General features: G+C 73.1%; 13 protein-coding genes. 7 read left to right on the top strand and 6 right to left on the bottom strand.

Annotation, left to right across the window (positions count from 1 at the left end):
* Nucleotides 1-36 precede the first annotated feature (36 nt).
* Nucleotides 37-3,519 carry an AAA family ATPase gene (locus tag LO762_RS05135; RefSeq protein WP_230612974.1) on the top strand — a complete coding sequence of 1,161 codons (3,483 nt, stop codon included), beginning with the start codon at nucleotides 37-39 and terminating at the stop codon, nucleotides 3,517-3,519.
* A gap of 253 nt (nucleotides 3,520-3,772) precedes the next feature.
* The gene (locus LO762_RS05130; RefSeq protein WP_374201533.1) at nucleotides 3,773-6,064 is read left to right on the top strand and encodes a chitinase C-terminal domain-containing protein; all 2,292 of its coding nucleotides are present in this window, start codon (nucleotides 3,773-3,775) and stop codon (nucleotides 6,062-6,064) included.
* 74 nt (nucleotides 6,065-6,138) lie between these two features.
* On the opposite strand, the gene LO762_RS05120 is transcribed toward LO762_RS05130, so the two are convergent.
* Nucleotides 6,139-7,161 carry a sporulation protein gene (locus LO762_RS05120; RefSeq protein WP_230612972.1) on the bottom strand — a complete coding sequence of 341 codons (1,023 nt, stop codon included), beginning with the start codon at nucleotides 7,159-7,161 and terminating at the stop codon, nucleotides 6,139-6,141.
* Nucleotides 7,162-7,297: 136 nt separating this feature from the next.
* On the opposite strand from LO762_RS05120, the gene LO762_RS05115 reads away from it, so the two are divergent.
* From LO762_RS05115 to LO762_RS05105, 3 genes are read left to right on the top strand one after another with little or no spacing between them, the layout of a single operon-like run.
* A complete protein-coding gene (locus LO762_RS05115; RefSeq protein ID WP_308103363.1) occupies nucleotides 7,298-7,660 on the top strand; it encodes a BlaI/MecI/CopY family transcriptional regulator in 363 nt (120 codons plus the stop codon).
* Nucleotides 7,657-8,532 (top strand): M56 family metallopeptidase, encoded by an 876-nt coding sequence (locus LO762_RS05110; RefSeq protein WP_230612970.1) that lies wholly within the window; start codon nucleotides 7,657-7,659, stop codon nucleotides 8,530-8,532. The genes LO762_RS05115 and LO762_RS05110 overlap by 4 nt, the downstream gene beginning before the upstream one ends.
* A complete protein-coding gene (locus LO762_RS05105; RefSeq protein ID WP_230612968.1) occupies nucleotides 8,529-9,428 on the top strand; it encodes an ion transporter in 900 nt (299 codons plus the stop codon). Before LO762_RS05110 ends, LO762_RS05105 begins: the two co-directional genes overlap by 4 nt.
* 31 nt (nucleotides 9,429-9,459) lie before the next feature.
* Here LO762_RS05105 and LO762_RS05100 read toward each other — a convergent pair whose 3' ends face one another.
* The gene (locus LO762_RS05100; protein ID WP_230612967.1) at nucleotides 9,460-9,870 is read right to left on the bottom strand and encodes a hypothetical protein; all 411 of its coding nucleotides are present in this window, start codon (nucleotides 9,868-9,870) and stop codon (nucleotides 9,460-9,462) included.
* 265 nt (nucleotides 9,871-10,135) lie between these two features.
* Here LO762_RS05100 and LO762_RS05095 point away from each other — a divergent pair, with 265 nt between their 5' ends.
* Entirely contained in the window at nucleotides 10,136-10,942 is an 807-nt protein-coding gene (locus LO762_RS05095; RefSeq protein WP_230612965.1) for a class I SAM-dependent methyltransferase, read from the top strand.
* Here LO762_RS05095 and LO762_RS05090 read toward each other — a convergent pair.
* The 4 genes from LO762_RS05090 to LO762_RS05075 all read right to left on the bottom strand — a co-directional run bounded on the left by LO762_RS05090 (nucleotide 10,868) and on the right by LO762_RS05075 (nucleotide 14,966).
* On the bottom strand, nucleotides 10,868-11,839 hold the full coding sequence (locus tag LO762_RS05090) for a LysR family transcriptional regulator (RefSeq protein WP_230612962.1): 972 nt from the start codon (nucleotides 11,837-11,839) through the stop codon (nucleotides 10,868-10,870). The two genes, LO762_RS05095 and LO762_RS05090, sit on opposite strands and share 75 nt — an antisense overlap.
* 76 nt (nucleotides 11,840-11,915) lie before the next feature.
* Nucleotides 11,916-12,194, bottom strand: a complete 279-nt coding sequence (locus LO762_RS05085) for a hypothetical protein (protein ID WP_230612960.1) — start codon at nucleotides 12,192-12,194, stop codon at nucleotides 11,916-11,918.
* A 35-nt stretch (nucleotides 12,195-12,229) separates the two neighbouring features.
* A complete protein-coding gene (locus LO762_RS05080) occupies nucleotides 12,230-13,828 on the bottom strand; it encodes a bifunctional 3'-5' exonuclease/DNA polymerase (RefSeq protein WP_230612958.1) in 1,599 nt (532 codons plus the stop codon).
* Nucleotides 13,829-13,901: 73 nt separating this feature from the next.
* Nucleotides 13,902-14,966: a hypothetical protein gene (locus tag LO762_RS05075; RefSeq protein WP_230612956.1), complete on the bottom strand. Its 1,065-nt coding sequence runs from the start codon at nucleotides 14,964-14,966 to the stop codon at nucleotides 13,902-13,904.
* Nucleotides 14,967-15,202: 236 nt separating this feature from the next.
* On the opposite strand from LO762_RS05075, the gene rsgA reads away from it, so the two are divergent.
* Complete coding sequence (gene rsgA, locus LO762_RS05070; RefSeq protein ID WP_230612955.1) at nucleotides 15,203-16,282, top strand: ribosome small subunit-dependent GTPase A; 1,080 nt, start codon at nucleotides 15,203-15,205, stop codon at nucleotides 16,280-16,282.
* Nucleotides 16,283-16,330: the final 48 nt, after the last annotated feature.

Below are 16,330 nucleotides of genomic sequence, written 5' to 3'. Positions count from 1 at the left end.
AGCGGGCGTAGGGTTGGCAGAGTGACAATCCCCCGGTTGCCCGAACATCTCGAACTGCTGGTCACGGATGAGCCCGTCTTCGACGTCTACGCCCACGGCCCCTGGCGGGTGCCGGACGGCCTGATCGAGGAGCTCACCGCACGGGCCCAGGCGTTCGCGGCCGACGATCGGGGCAAGGAACTCGCCCAGTCCCTCACCAGCTTCTACGCCGAGGACACCTCGGTCCTCGGGGCCGAGCTGTTCTCCCTCATCACCTTCCTCATGGGTGCCTCCGCCGTCCGGGCCGGCACCCGCGGGGACATGGACTACGAGCTGCTGCTGTCGTTCCTGGCCAACCCCGAGCCCGCCGTCCGCGACACCGTCTCCTGGTTCAGCCAGTCCGGCCGGTGGCGGCCCCCGTCGCTGTGGCTGAGCGACCCCGCCGCCGCCGACGCCGACAAGCGCGCGCTGATGTTCACCCTCGCCCGCGAGGCGCTCGACGTCTTCGAGGGCCTGGCGCCGCTGGACGCCCGCCGCCGCGCCCTGATCGCGCTGCACGAGCGGCGCGACGCCGAGCAGGACGCGGCTGTCCCGATCGGGGATCTCGCCGGGATCTGGGCCGCCCGCGCCCTCCCGGAGGAGCTGGCGGTGCTGCCGGAGCTCTCCGGGACCGTCGGCTACCTCCGGTGGGCGGCCGAAGGGTTCGTGGCCGCGCACGAGCGGCTGGCCGCCGTCGTCGGCACCGACCCCGTGGAGACGGCGCTGGCCCGGCTGCTGCTCCAGGCCGGGCAGTCCGCGCCGCCCGCCGACCTGGCGATGGCGCTCGGCAGCGGCAGGTACGAGAACGTCACCGACCGGATGGCCGCGCTCCAGCCGGAGTGGTCGCTGGAGAGCTGGCAGCAGGGCCTGCGCGGCTGGCTGTCCCGGCTGCTGGTCGCCGGGGAGGCCGACGCCTGCCGGGCCTGGCTCGACATGGCCGTCCGGATCACGGGCTGCGTCCAGGGGCTGCCCGAGGCGGCCGCGCACCCGGCCATGCACACGCCGGTCCGCTGGTTCCAGGCCGATCTGCGCCGCCTGTTCGGCCGCCGCACCGTGGTGCCGAACGCGCTCGTGGAGCGGTTCCGGCGGGACGCGCCCGTCGTCACCGGCGCCGAGGAGAACCCGCCCGAGCCCTACGACGTCCCGGCCAAGGCCCTGGTCGGCCAGCCGGAACTGGTCAAGGCGATCGGCGCCGCGCTGGACGGCGAGGGGCCGGTCCGGCTGCTCGTCGCCGGGCCGGAGGGCACCGGCAAGGGCACCGGCGCCGAGGTGCTGGAGAAGGCGCTCGTCGAGTCCGGCCGCATCCGCGAGGCGCTGTGGGTGTCGGACCAGGTGTTCCCCTCGCTCACCCTCTCCGACGGCGTCCTGTGGATCCAGGCGCGCGTCAAGGAGTGCCTGGAGGGGCGGCAGCTCCTGGTCTTCGAGAACCTGGACAAGCTGCTCACCTACGAGCGGTGCGGGCCGTCCGTCCTGGAGGAGCTGCGGCGGCTCATGGGCCGCAACCCCACACTGCACGTGCTTGCCTTCGCCCGCCCCGGCGGCGAGGAGCGGCTGTTCGCGGGCAACCCGGGCCTGGTCCGGCTGCTGCGCCTGGCGCGCACCCGCGACTTCGGCGAAGCCGAGTACACCGAGCTTTTTGTGCGCGCGGTGCGGGCGCGGGAGATGAACGTCGCCAGGTCGGTCGCGGCCACGGCGGGCGTGCTGCTGTCCCGCACGCCGCCGCTGCTCAACCTGCGCAACGCGCGGCTCGTGGAGTTCCTCGCCGACCAGGCGGTCGCCGCGGCGGCGGCCCGGCGCGCGGGCCGGGTCACCGCCAAGGACCTGCCGCAACGGCTGGTGCCCGGCGGCGACGCCACCGCCGACCCGCTCGCCGAACTCGCCGCCTGCGTCGGCATCGAGCCGGTCAAGCGGGAGATCGCCGCGCTCGTCGCCGAGGCCAAGGCGGCGAAGATGCGGCGTGCGGCGGGCATGGCGGTGCCGTCCCGGCCCCGGCACCTGGTCTTCACCGGCAACCACGGCACCGGCAAGAGCCGTGTCGCCCGCATCCTCGGCCGGATCTACGCCGAACTGGGTGTGCTGTCCACCGGGCACCTGGTCGAGGTGGACCGGGCCGATCTTGTCGGCGAGTACACCAGCGAGAGCGGGCCGAAGGTGCGCCGGGCCGTCGAGCGGGCGCTGGGCGGGGTGCTGATGATCGCCGACGCGCACAGCCTGGGCACCTCGGAGTCCCCGCGCGACCGGGAGGCCCTCGACGTCCTGCTCGCCTCGATCCAGGCGCACTCCGACGAGCTCGTTGTGGTGCTCTCCGGCCCGGACGCCGCGATCAACGGCCTGCTCAAGGGCGACGCCGACCTCTCCCGCTCGTTCACGAAGGTCGTCCGGTTCCCCGACCTCACCGAGGAGGAGCTGGTCGAGGTGTTCCGGGTCAAGGCCGCCGAGAGCGGGTTCGCGCTCGCCGACGGCGTGCTGGACCGGGTGCGCGCCCTGGTCAAGGCGGGCCGACGCGGCACCAACGCGCGCCTCATGACGGGCCTGCTCGACCGGGCCATCGCGCTCCAGTCCCGGCGGGTGCTCCAGGACGGCGTCGTGGACGACACCGAGTCGCTGGACGAGATCCTGCCCGAGGACCTCCCGCACACCCTGGCCGCCACCGGGCGGATCGACCTGCCGGGCGACCCGCTCGCCGAGATCGACGCGCTCATCGGCCTTGAGGCGGTCAAGCAGGAGGTGCACCTGCTCGTCGCCGAGGCCAAGGCGGAGAAGCTGCGGCGCGAGGCGGGCATCCCGATCTCCTCGCCCACCCGGCACATGGTCTTCACCGGCAACCCCGGCACCGCCAAGACCACGATCGCGCGGCTCGTCGCCGCCGTCTACGCCAAGCTGGGGCTGCTGTCGTCGGGGCACCTGGTCGAGGTGTCGCGGGCCGACCTCGTCGGCGAGTACATCGGGCAGACGGCGCCACGGGTGCGGGCCGCCGTCGAACGGGCGCTCGGCGGTGTGCTGTTCATCGACGAGGCGTACTCGCTGACGCCCGCCGACTCCTACCAGGACTACGGGCACGAGGCCGTCGCCGAACTGCTCAAGCTGATGGAGGAGCACCGCTCCGACCTCGTGGTGATCGTCGCCGGGTACGAGGGCGAGATGCTGCGGTTCCTGGACTTCAATCCGGGCCTCGCCTCCCGCTTCCCGACGGTCCTCGCGTTCCCGGACTACACGGACGATGACCTCGTGGCCATCTTCACCTTCATGGCCGGGGAGGCGGGCCTGACGCTGGACGAGCGCATCCCCGGACGGCTCGGCGAGATCCTGCGGGCGACGCCGCGGGGCCCGTCGTTCGGCAACGCGAGGCTGATGCGCAACCTCCTGGACCGGGCCCGCTCGCTCCAGGCCCGGCGCATCACCACCGAGGAGATCCCGGCGGACGTCCGCACCCTGCTGTTGGACGACCTCCCGGACAACCCGGTCAAACCGCTGGACATCCCCATGGGCCAGTACCTCTGACCGTCGTGTGAGCGCCCGCGAGCGCCCGCCCGAACCCCGGGCGGGCGCCGAGCCATGCCCGTTGAAGCCGAGTCAGGCCCGTGAAAAGGCGTTCTCCTGCCGCGTCACCTTATGCGCGCCCTAAACAACAATAAAAAGGAAACTTAATTAAAAGAAACCGTTGACCCCTCCGAGGCGCCTTGCTTAGCGTGAGGCCGACCCTGCGGGGGCCGGGGCCACGTCCAGTCAGCACCGCAGTTTTGGAGGTGGGCCGATGGCCTTCCGCTTGCGTTCCGCGCTCGTCGCGGCGGGTGCCGCACTCGCTCTCGCCGCCGCCGCGCTCGGCCTTCCGAGCACCGGCGCCGGCGCCGACGACTCCTCATGTCGCCCCGACGGCCTTTACACCACGCCGGGCGTCACCGTCCCCTACTGCACCGTCTACGACACCGACGGCCGTGAGAAGATGGGCGCCGACCACAAGCGGCGCGTCATCGGGTACTTCACCAGTTGGCGCACCGGCAAGAACGGCACGCCGTCCTACCTGGTGGACGACATCCCGTGGGACAAGGTGACCCACCTGAACTACGCCTTCGCCCATGTCGGCGCCGACAACCGGATCTCGGTCGGCGCGGACACCCCGGACAACCCGAGCACCGGGATGACGTGGGACGGCGTCACGATGGACCCCGCCCTGCCCTACAAGGGCCACTTCAACCAGCTCACCAAGTTCAAGCGCCAGTACCCGGACGTCAAGACGCTGATCTCGGTCGGCGGCTGGGCCGAGACCGGAGGCCACTTCGACGAGGACGGCGACCGTGTCGCGTCCGGCGGCTTCTACCGGATGACCACGAACGCCGACAACAGCGTCAACACCGCGGGCATCACCGCGTTCGCGGACTCGTCCGTCGCCTTCCTGCGCGCCTACGGGTTCAACGGCCTGGACATCGACTACGAGTACCCGTCCTCGATGGCCGACTCGGGCAACCCGCTCGACTGGAGCTTCGCCAACCCGCGCCGCGCCGCGCTCAACCGGAGCTACGCCGTCCTCATGAAGACGCTCCGGGAGAAGCTCGACCGGGCCGGCGAGCAGGACGGGAAGCACTACCTGCTGACGGCAGCCGCGCCCTCGTCCGGCTACCTCCTGCGCGGCATGGAGACCTACCAGACCGCCCAGTACCTCGACTACGTCAACATCATGTCCTACGACCTGCACGGCGCCTGGAACAGGTACGTCGGCCCGAACGCGGCGCTGTTCGACGACGGCGCCGACGCCGAGCTCGCCGCGTCCAACGTGTACGGGACGTCCCAGTACGGCGGCATCGGCTACCTGAACACCGACTGGGCCTACCACTACTTCCGGGGCTCGATGCCCGCGGGCCGGATCAACATCGGCCTGCCGTACTACACGCGCGGGTTCAAGAACGTCACGGGCGGCACGAACGGCCTGTGGGGCACCGCGCCGAGCAGCAGTTGTCCGGCGGGGTCCGGCCTCACCGCGTGCGGGGACGGCGCCGTCGGGATCGACAACCTCTGGCACGACCTCGACGACAACGGCAACGAGAGCCCCGCCGGGTCGAACCCGATGTGGCACGCCAAGAACCTGGAGAACGGCATCCTCGGCGACTACCTGGACGACTACGGCCTGGGTGACGCCACCCTGCAGGGCGACTACACGCGGCACTACAGCACGACGCTGGTGGCGCCCTGGCTCTGGAACCCCACCAAGAAGGTGTTCCTGTCCACCGAGGACGAGCAGTCCGTCGCGGCCAAGGCCGACTATGTCATCGACCGGGGCATCGGCGGCACGATGATGTGGGAGCTGGCGGGCGACTACGCGTGGAACGCCGCCAAGGGGCAGTACGAGATGGGATCGACGCTCTCGTCCCTGATGTACGACAAGTTCAAGAACGCCCCGCCGTACGGCAACACCAAGAGCACGATCGACCTGCCCGAGGAGAAGCTCGACATCTCGGTCAGCTTCGGTGAGTTCCCCATCGGCGACAACAACTACCCGATCAACCCCAAGGTAAAAATCACCAACAACACCGACACCACACTGCCGGGCGGCACCGAGTTCCAGGCCGACTTCGCCACCTCGACCTCCGCGCTCGTCAACAACTGGTCGGGCTGGACGACCTCGATCGTGCGCAGCGACCACACCGGCAACAACGTCGGCGGGCTCGACGGCGACTTCCACCGGGTCTCGCTGAAGCTGCCGGGCCACACCTCGATCCCGCCCGGCGGATCGGCAGACGTCGCGCTCGTCTACTACCTGCCCGTCTCCACACCGTCGAACTGGACCGTGAGCGTCGGCGGCAAACTGTACGCGCTCGCCGGCGACCTCAGCCGGGACGGCGCGGTCGTCACCCCGACGCCGACCCCGACCGGCACCCCGACGGACCCGCCGGGCGACTGCGAGCCCACCTGGAGCGCCACCACCACCTACACCGGCGGTGACCGCGTCTCCCGCAACGGCAGGAACTACACGGCCCAGTGGTGGACCCTCGGCGAGGAGCCGGGGACCACCGGCCAGTGGGGCGTCTGGCGCGACAACGGCCCCTGCTAGCAGCCGCTCGACAACGGCCTCCGTCCCCCCGGAAGAACGGGACGGAGGCCGTTCCGTTCACGTCCCGTCGCGGGTCAGTCCTCGGAGTCCTCGTCGTCGCCGAAGACCTCGTCGAACACCTCGCCCGCGACGTACCCGGCGACCATGCCGCCCGCGACGCCCGCCGCGACACCGCCCCAGCCGGGCCCGCCGCCGCCGTGGTGCCCGTGGTCGCCGTGCCCGTGCTGGCCGTGGCCGTGCGGGTCGTGGTGGCCGTAGTGCGGCTGGTGCGGGGGCGCGAAGTGCCCGCCCTGCGCCCCGTAGCCGCCGTGGGAGCCGTGGGAGCCGTGGGAGCCGACCGCGTCCAGCCAGGACGCGATCTGCGCCGTCCAGTCGGTGTGCGCGGCGTCGGCGTGCGCGACGGTGAAGCGGCCGAACGCGTCGTGGCCCTCGCTGAACAGCCCGCCGCGCTTGTCGGCCTCCAGGACCACGGTCAGGTTCCACGGGTCCGCGACGAACGTCAGCTCGACCTCGTTGATCGTGCCCTGGTACTGCGGCGGCGGGTAGAACTCGATCTCCTGGTAGAACGGCAGCCGCTGGTCCACACCGTGCAGCCTGCCGTGCTCGACGTCGGCGCCCTTGAAGCGGAAGCCGAGCGCGCCGAACGCGTCGAGCACCGCCTCCTGGGACGGCAGCGGCGTCACCGCGAACGCGTCGAGGTCGCCCTTGTCGACGCCCGCCGCGACGGCGAGCTCGGTGCGCACGCCCATGGACATGCCGTGCAGCGGCGTCCCGTAGACGGCGGTCACCGGGGTCTCCCACGGGACGGCGAGCTCGAACGGCACGGCGGTGGACTGCCCTGCCTTGAGCCTGAAGCCGCCGGAGACGTCCACCTTGAAGAACTCGACGTCGCCGACGGCCTCGCCGTCGCCGTGTTCGACCTCCATCCGGGTGACGAGGCCGAGGCTGATCCGCTGGAACTCGACGTCGTAGTCCGCGGCCTGCACGCGCACCTCCCCGCGCAGGGCACCGCCGGGTACGCACGACGGCGTGTGCAGAACGGTGTCGACGGTCGGCCCGCCGATCCCGAGTGAGCCCAGCACTCTCTTGAAGATCACGAAGAATCCCTCCCCCGCACCGGTGAACGGCACGGCCGGCGATCATTTTCCCCGCTACTATTACATCCGTAGTTTGTTACCGACAACTACATCTGTAGTTTGTGCTGGTGATCCTTCGACGACCAGGGAGTTGACCGTGCCGCGGAGACGTCAGCTGGGGCAGCTCGAAGCCGAGATCCTCGCCGCGCTCTCCGACTCGCCCGAACTCGCGCTCTCCACCGCCGAACTCCAGGCCCGCATCCCCGGCGACCCCGCCTACACCACCATCAACACCGTGCTGTTCCGCCTGCACGACAAGGGCCTCGTCACCCGCGAACGCGACGGCAGGTCGTTCCGCTACCGGATCGCCGTGGACGAGGCGCGCCTGGTCGCCGACCGGATGCACGACCACCTGCGCTACGCCAGCGACTCCTTCAACGTGCTCAGCCAGTTCGTCAAGACCCTCACCGCCGACGAGGAGGCCGCGCTGCGGCAGATACTCGGGAAGGACGGGCCGTGACGACCTGGACGTTCCTCCCCGCCGCGCTCACCCTCGCGTTCTCCGTCATCCTGGGCCTCGCGCCGCTCCCCCTGCACCCCATGTGGTCGGCCCGGGTCCTCGGCACCGTCGCCGCCAGCACCCTCCTGGCCACCGCCGGGACCCTCTTCTTCGTCGCGGTGAACTTCGGCGCGAGCCTCTTCCCGAAGATCGCGAACCAGCTCCCCGAGTGGGCGCTGATCGGCGACGACACGCCGATCCCGGCGGCGCTCGGCGTCCCGGCCGTGGTGCTGTTCACGGCGCTTCTCGCGACCGCCCTGACCGTCACGCTGCGGGCCGCCGCCGAGGTGCGGCGGGCCGAGGAGACCTCGCGCGCCGTGCTGGAGACCGACGTGCCCATCGCCGTCGCCGTGCCGGGCCGCAACGGCGGCGTGCTCGCCTCGCGCGGCCTGCTCACCGCGCTCGACCCGAGCGAGCTGCGGGTCGTCTTCGAGCACGAGGGGTCGCACCTGCGGCACGGCCACCACCGGTACCTCGCCACCGCCGCGCTCGCCGCCGCCTGCGTGCCCGTGCTGCGGCCGCTGCGCGCCCGGCTGCGGTTCGCGATCGAGCGCTGGGCCGACGAGGACGCCGCTGACGCCGTCGGGGACCGCGAGCACGTCGCCCGGACCATCGCGCGGGTCGCGCTGCTCCAGCAGCCCGCCGCGCCAGGACCGTTCCCGGCCTTCGCCGACTCCGGCGTCGTCGGGAGAGTGCGGGCGCTGCTCGTGCGCGCCCCCGACCGCAACCGGGTGACCGGCCCGATGATCCTGCTCGGTACCGGCATGACCACCGTCGGGCTCGCGCTCGCCGCGCTCCAGCTCGACCAGGCGTTCCGGCTGACGTTCCTGTGACGCGCGACCGGATCCGGGCGCTGGTCGACGCCCGCGCCTTCCAGCGGTTCATCGCCGCCGTCATCGTCGTCAACGCGGTGACGCTCGGCTGCGAGACGTCACCGCGCCTCCTCGACAGGTACGGGGACCTCCTGCACCTCGTCGACCGGGTCGCGCTCGCCGTCTTTGTGGTCGAGCTGGGGCTGCGGCTGTACGCGCACCGGCTGCGGTTCTTCCGCGACCCGTGGAACTGCTTCGACCTCGCGATCGTCGGCGTCGCGCTGGTGCCCGCGTCGGGCTCGCTGGCCATCCTGCGGTCGCTGCGGGTGCTGCGCGCGCTGCGGCTCATCTCCGTCGTGCCGAGCATGCGGCGGGTGGTGACGGCGCTGCTCACGGCGATTCCGGGCCTGATGTCGATCACGGCGTTGCTCGGGCTGATCCTCTACGTCGCCGCCGTCATGGCGACGCGGCTGTTCGCCTCCACCGACGACGAGCAGTTCGGCGACCTCGGCGCCTCCGCCTTCACCCTGTTCCAGATCATGACGGGCGACGGCTGGTCCGACGTCGCCCGGCCCCTCATGGACGCCCACCCGTGGGCCTGGGCGTTCTTCCTGGTCTACATCCTGATCTCGACCTTTGTGATCCTGAACCTGTTCATCGCCATCACCGTGAGCGCGATGGAACCCGAGGTGCTCGGCGACATCCAGGAGGGTCTCGACCAACTGGACCGTCGTGAACAGTCCGCTGACGCGCTCGTGATCGAGGAACTCAGGTCGCTCCGGGGCGAACTGGCCGCCCTACGCAAGACCGTCACCGACCTCGCCTCGCCCGCCCAGGGGAACGGCGCCCTGATCCCGGCCCCGCGCCCGGCGGCCCCGGAGGGCGGCCCCACCGACGACTCGCCCGCCCCCCGCTGAGCGGAGGACGGGCGGCGAAGCGCGACGGCCGTCAGGAGACGACGACGGGCGGGTCGTAAGGCCAGGTCCAAGGCGACGGACCGTAGCCGGGCAGGCCCAGCTCGGCGGGGTTCAGGGCGGTGCCGACGGAACCGTGTTCGATGGGCCCGGAGGTCGGCCGCTTCGCGGCCCCGACTTCGTCGGGAGCGGCCGCCTCCGGGCCGGTGCGCTTGGCGGGCATGCCGGGTTTTTTCGGCTTGATCCCGCGCGGCTTCTTCGGCTTGCCCTGCGGCTTGCGGCCGCAGGAGTCGAAGACGGTGCAGAAGAAGTCCCCGAGCACCGAGGTGACCTCGGCCAGCAGCCCCTCGGGCTTGGCGGGCGGCGCGGGCGCCGCGTGGGCGGGCGCGGCGCCGACGAGCAGGACGAGCAGCGCGGCCGCGGCGGCCGTCCTCGCTGTGTGCATCGGGTGTCCCCTTCGCGTGACGACGGATGGGTCGGGCGCTAGGCAGAATCGCGGGCGGCGCGGCACGGCGGTGCCGTCATGGCCGAGCCCGTACCGCGCCTTGACCCCCCGCTGACCGCACATCCGCGGTTCCGCCCGGTCCGCCCGGTATCACCCGTGTTCGATGGGCCCGGAGAACGGCCGCTTCGCGACCCCGACTTCGTCGGGAGCGGCCGCCCCCGGGCCGTGTCTTGTTCTGTCGGTGGGGCGTGCCAGGATGCGGGACATGAACGCTTCCGAGGCCAAGGCGGCGGTGGCCGCGCTGTTCGACAAGACCGCCGAGTCGTACGAGGAGCTCGGCGTCGAGTACTTCGCGCCGATGGGGCGGGCGCTGGTCGAGCGCGCCGGGGTGGCGCCGGGCGAGCGGGTGCTCGACGTCGGCTGCGGGCGCGGCCACGTGCTGTTCCCGGCGGCCGCGGCGGCGGGCCCGCGCGGCACCGTCGTCGGCACCGACCTCGCGCCCGGCATGGTGGCCCGCACCGCCGAGGCCGCCGCCGACCTGCCCTGGGTGTCGGTCGCGCTGGGCGACGCCGCCGAACCGGACTTCCCGGACGGCACGTTCGACGTCGTCCTCGCCGGGCTCGTCCTGTTCTTCCTGCCCGTGCCGGAGGAGGCGCTGGCCGCCTACACGCGGGTGCTGCGCCCCGGCGGACGGCTCGCGTTCAGCACGTTCGCGCGGCACGATCCCGTCTTCGGCGGCACCGTGAAGGCGCTCGCGGCGCTCTGCCCACCCGGCCAGGGCGAGCGCCCAGCCGACAGGTTCGAGAAGCCGGAGGAGATCCGCGCGCTTCTCACCCTGTGGGAAGCGGTGGAGATCACCGAGGTGCCCGTCGAGACGCGGTTCAGCGACCTCGACCACGTGTGGCGGTGGCTGTGGACGCACGGGATGCGCGGGCTGCTGGAGTCGATCCCCACCGAGCGGCTGGACGAGGCGCGGGAGGCCGCCTACGCGGCGCTGTCACCCGCCGTCGAGGGGGAGGAGGTCGTCCTGCGGACCCGGCTGCGCGTCACCACCGCCGTGCGGCCCGGCTGATCCGGCGCGCGCCGCCTGCCGCACCAGCGCCCGGTGCAGCTCGGCGACGGCGCCGGGGACGCGCGGGGAACGCCGCGTCTGGAGGTAGAGGGCCACGTCGGCCGCCGGATCGGCGAGCGGCCGCACGGTGATCACGCCCGCCCGCTCCAACGGGTCGCCGACCACGCTGAAGTCCGGCAGCAGCGTGGCGCCGAGCCCCTCGGCGACGAGCAGCTTGCCCATCTCGGCGCCGTCGGCCGAGTAGGAGTACGGGGGTGTGCGCCCGCCGAACAGCCGGTGCACGTACCGGTGCATGAGGTATCCGGCGCGCATGACGATGAGGGGCTCGGCGAGCAGGTCGCCGGGGCCCACCTCGGCGAGCGCGGCGAGCGGCCCGCCGGGGCGCACACAGGCCACCACCCGGCCGCGCAGCAGCCGGGTGCTGTCGAGGTCGGGCGGGAGGTCGTCGCCGGTGAGCGCGTTGACGAGGCCGAGATCGAGGGAGCCTTCGAGGAGCTGGCGGTGGATGTCGGCCTGCTGCGCCTGGAGCACCTCCACCCGCGCGTCGGGACGGCCGCGCCGGAACGCCTGGATCGCGGGGGCCAGCAGCGGCACGGTCGCGGAGTTGACGGTGCCGAGCCGGACGGTCCTGGCGCCCTCGCGGCGCTCGCCCGCCGCCCTGCCGAGCCGGTCCACCGCCTCCAGCACGTCCATGATGTACGGGAGCAGCTCGCGGCCGTCGGCGCTGATGCCCGCGCCCGAGCGCCTGCGGTCGAGCAGCGTCACCGCCAGCTCGCGCTCCAGGTTGCGGATGGTCTCGCTCAGCGCGGGCTGCGACACGTGCAGCTCGCGGGCCGCGCGGCGCAGCGAACCCGCGCGCGTCACCGCCGCGAGGTACTCCAGCTGCTCGATCCGCACCCCGGCCCCTCCCCGCCCGCGCACCAGGGCCTCACCCTACCTACTTGGGCGGGAATCTCCCGGATTGTTCGGTGGGCTACCCGTCGCCGAGATGGGCTTTCAGGTAGTCGAGGTACAGGGGGCGGAGGGCGTCGGCCAGGGGCTCCTCACCCGCGCCGATGAGATCGGTGACCAGGCCGAAGACCCGCATGATGTCGGTCTCGCTGCGCTCCATGTCGCCGATGGTGGCCTCGGCGGCGGGCAGCGAGCGCAGCAGCTCCCACAGGAAGCCGACGTCGTGCCGCTCCTTGGCCAGGCGCACCGCCCTGGCGTGCAGCTCGGGCGAGGGGAGGTCGTCGAGGTTCTCGTCAGCCATGGCGATCCCCTACCCCGGCCGCGCTCCCCGCATCCTCACTTGGCGTCGGCGTAGCTCGCCACGACCGAGGTGTGCAGCGGGAAGACGACCGGCGTCCTTCCGAACAGCAGCTCGGTGGCCTCGCCCGCCGCCTCGGCGACCGCCGCGCGCACCTCCTCGACCTCGTCGTCCGGCGTGTGCACGATCACCTCGTCGTGCTGGTAGAAGACGAGATGCGCCCGTCTGTCGCGCAGCCGCAGCCGCAGCAGGGCGAGGAGGGCGAGCGCCCACTCGGCCGCCGTCGCCTGGACGACGAAGTTGCGGGTGAACCTGCCGCGCGACAGCGCCGCCCTGCGGCCCTCGGCCGTGGTGATCAGCTCCCGGTACTCGGCGGTGCCCGACGGCGAGACACGGCCCAGCAGGGAGCTGACCGACGCGCCGCGCTCGCCCGCGCGGGCCGCCTCCTCCACGTAGTCGAAGGCGGCGGGGAAGCGGGCGCGCAGCACGGCGAGCAGCGCGACCGCCTCGCCGGTGCCGCCGCCGTACATCGCCGACAGCAGCGCGATCTTCGCCTTGTCGCGGCGGGACGGGCCACCGGGCGTCTCGGGGAAGGCGTCGGCGAGGGCCGCGTACAGGTCGCCCTGGGCGGCGGCCTCGGTGAACGCGCCGTCGCCCGCGAGGGCGGCCAGCACCCTTGGTTCCAGCTGGGCGGCGTCCGCCACGACGAGCGACCAGCCCTCGTCCGCGACGACGGCGCGGCGCAGCACCTTGGGGATCTGGAGCGCGCCGCCGCCGTTGCTCGCCCACCTTCCCGAGACCACTCCCCCGACGACGTACTCGGGCCTGAACCTTCCGTCCCGCACCCACGCGTCCAGCCACGACCAGCCGTGCGCGGTGTACAGGCGGGCGAGTTCCTTGTACTCCAGCACGTGCGGGACGGCCGGGTGGTCCACCTTGCGCAGCTCCCACCTGCGGGTCGAGGAGACCGGGTGGCCGACCTGCGCGAACGCCTTCAGGAGCTGCTGGGGCGAATCCGGGTTCACGTGTGAGCCGAAGGCGGCGGAGATGCTGTCGGCGAGGTTCTGGAGCAGGCGCGGGCGCATGCCGGGGGCGGGGCGCGGCCCGATCAGCTCGGTGAGCAGCGCGTCGTGCGCGTCGGCGCGCCACGGGACGCCGTCGTGGCTCATCTCGGCGGCGGCGAGACCGCCCGCCGACTCCGCGGCGGCCAGCAGGCGCAGCGCGCCCAGCCGCTCGTCCTGGACCCGCCAGGCGGCGACGACATCGGCCAGCGGGGTCGGCGGCGCGCCGCCGAACAGGGACGGCTGGTCCTCGCGCGGCCGGTCGGCGGGCGGCTCGACCCCGCGCCGCCGGGCCAGCACGGCGGCGGCCGAACGCGGCCCGCCGAACACGCCGTCACGCGCCAGCAGCAGCCCCTCGGTCAGCTCCACGTCGTGGCAGCGCGCCACCCGCACGCCCGCCGCGAGCAGCCTCGGGTAATCGCGTGCCGTGGACTCCCACACCCATCTCGGCCCCTCCGTCCGCTCCAGCTCCCTGATCTCCGCCGCCAGATCCGGCACCCGGCGCGGCCCGCCCGTGCCGTCGAGCGCCTGGACCTCCCCGTCTCCCTCCGCTCCGAAGGCCACCGCGATCCGCACCCGCCCATTGTGCCGACGGGGTCTGACATTTCCCGTCAGCGGGGTGACGGGGCCCGGGTCAGAGGGGCCGGGGTCAGAGGGGGACGGCGAACAGGGCGCGGCGGCGCGGGCCCCCGGTGAGGCTCCAGAGCTGGCGGCGGGCCCGCCACAGGGTGACGTCCTCGGGGGCGTGCGGGAACTCCCGGACCTCGGGGGCGTCGCCCACGGCCGTCTCGATGAGGGTGCCTCGGGTATGGCCGGGGCCCGTCCGGCTGAGGTACCAGCGGCCCTCGTGGCTGACCGCGCCCTGGATGCGGTGGCCCGGGGCGCGGTAGGCGTCGGCGGGGACGGCGCGGCCCTCGGCGTCCGCGACGAGGTCGCCGTCTCCGGTGAGCCGCCAGCGGGCCAGCCGCCCGACGTCGCCGCCCTCCTCGGTGCTCTCGCCGCACACGAGGTGCCGGGGCGAGGTGGATCTGTCGACGGCGGCGAAGGAGAAGTGGGCGCCTGTGGTGACGGGCTTCCACCGGTCGCTTTCCGGGAGCAGGAACCGGTAGCCGTAAGCGTGGTACTTGCCTTCCCTGCGGCCGAACAGCGTGTGGTCGCCGACGTCGTCCTGGACGGAGCGGAGGTCGAGGATCCGGCGCAGGTCGAACACGCGCAGGCCGCAGGTGGCGTCGGCGACGTACAGGAGGTCGTCGACCCAGGCGATGCCGCCCGCCTGGACGTCCAGCGGCGCGTAGGTGCCGTCGGGGCGGGCGCTCACGCACAGGACGTGCCGGTAGCGCGCCGTCTCCGGGTCGAGGAAGGTGAGGCGGACGCCGCGCTCCTCGGCGGCGACACCGGGCCGCCAGCACCAGCTCACGACGAACGCGGCGGCGTCCCGGCCCGCGTCGCACCCGCCGGTGAGGCCGCGCGGGTGCCAGTCGCGGGTGTCGGCGTCGCGGTCCTCGAAGGTGAACCAGTCCGCCGGGGCGGGGCGCATGCCGGTGAAGGCGCTCGTCGCGCCGCCGCGCACCCCTCTCCGGTTGGCGCCTGCGAGCAGCTCGGCGACGGGCACCGCGGCGAGGTCGGCGGCCAGCCGGGCCGCCCCCTCGGCGAGGTCGCCGGTGCGGCGGCGCAGCGCGAACGGCTCAGGGGACACCGAGACCAGGGTGAGCATCGCACGACTATGCGACAAACCATGACTTTCCGCTACAAGATCGGCGGGAATTTAATCGGTGGCGCCGCCCGCCGCGCCGACCTAGGGTGGACGGCAGCGCGGCCGACCAGGCCGCCCACGCCTTCGGGAGGAACGCATGAAGACCGTCGCTGTGTCCACCGTGCCCACGGTCCCGTTCCCCGCGGCGCCCGCCTGACTGCTCCGGCCGGCGCCCGTTTCCGAAAGGCGCCACCTCGGTGGATCTCAACGCGGATTTCAACACGGATTTCTCTCCTTCTTCTCGTTTTGCCGCTTCTGGCTTCTCCACGCTGTCCGGCCTCGGCTACGACGCGTTCTTCTCCTCCTCGCTCGAAGAGGGGCTGACGCCGGGCCGTGTGGTCCGGGCCGACCGGGGCGGTTGCACCGTCCTGTCCCTGGAGGGGTCCCGCCAGGAGGCTTACCGGCTTCCGCGCGGGCAGCGCCCCTGTGTGGGCGACTGGGTCGGTGTCGGCTCCGACGGGGTGCGGCAGGTGCTGCCGCGCCGTACCGCGATCGTGCGCGGGGCCGCCGCGCCGGGCGTCTCGTCCGGGCAGGTGCTCGCGGCGAACGTGGACATCGTCTACATCGCCGAACCGGCCGTGCCCGAGATCGACCTCGGCAGGATCGAGCGGCTGCTCGCCCTGGCGTGGGAGAGCGGGGCCCGCCCCGTCGTGCTCATCACCAAGGCCGACCTCGCGGGCACCGTGCTCGCCGAGTCCGAGCTGGACCTGGTGGCGCGGGCGGCGCCGGGCGCCGACGTCGTCGCGGTCTCCACCGTCGCCGGAACGGGGCTGGACGGCCTGCGTCCGGGGCCCGGCGAGACGGCGGTGGTGCTCGGCAGGTCGGGCGCGGGCAAGTCCACGCTCGTGAACGCGCTCGCCGGGCGTGAGGCGATGGCGACGGGCGAGGTGCGCGCGGCCGACGGGCGCGGCAGGCACACCACCGTCCACCGGGAGCTGCTGCTCCTGCCGGGCGGCGGCCTCGTCATCGACACGCCGGGGCTGCGCTCGATCGCGCTGCACGCCGACGGCGCGGGCGTGGCCCGCACGTTCGCCGACGTCGCCGACCTCGCGGACGCGTGCCGCTTCACCGACTGCGCGCACGAGTCCGAGCCGGGCTGCGCGGTGCTGGCCGCCGTCGCGGACGGCGCCCTGCCCGAACGCCGTCTCGCGTCCTGGCGCAAACTCCAGCGCGAGGCCGAGTGGGCGGCCTCGCGCACCGACGCCCGCCTGCGCGCCGAACGCGAACGCCAGTGGAAGATCATCCAACGCTCGGTCCGCGGCCACAGCCGCCCCTGACCCGCCACCCCCGGCCCCGCGCGCCACGCGGGGCCGGGCCCGAAGCGT

Source organism: Actinocorallia sp. API 0066, assembly GCF_020991275.1.
GTDB lineage: Bacteria > Actinomycetota > Actinomycetes > Streptosporangiales > Streptosporangiaceae > Actinocorallia.
The sequence above is the reverse complement of the archived record's forward strand: the minus strand, read 5'-3'. Positions and strand labels throughout refer to the sequence as shown.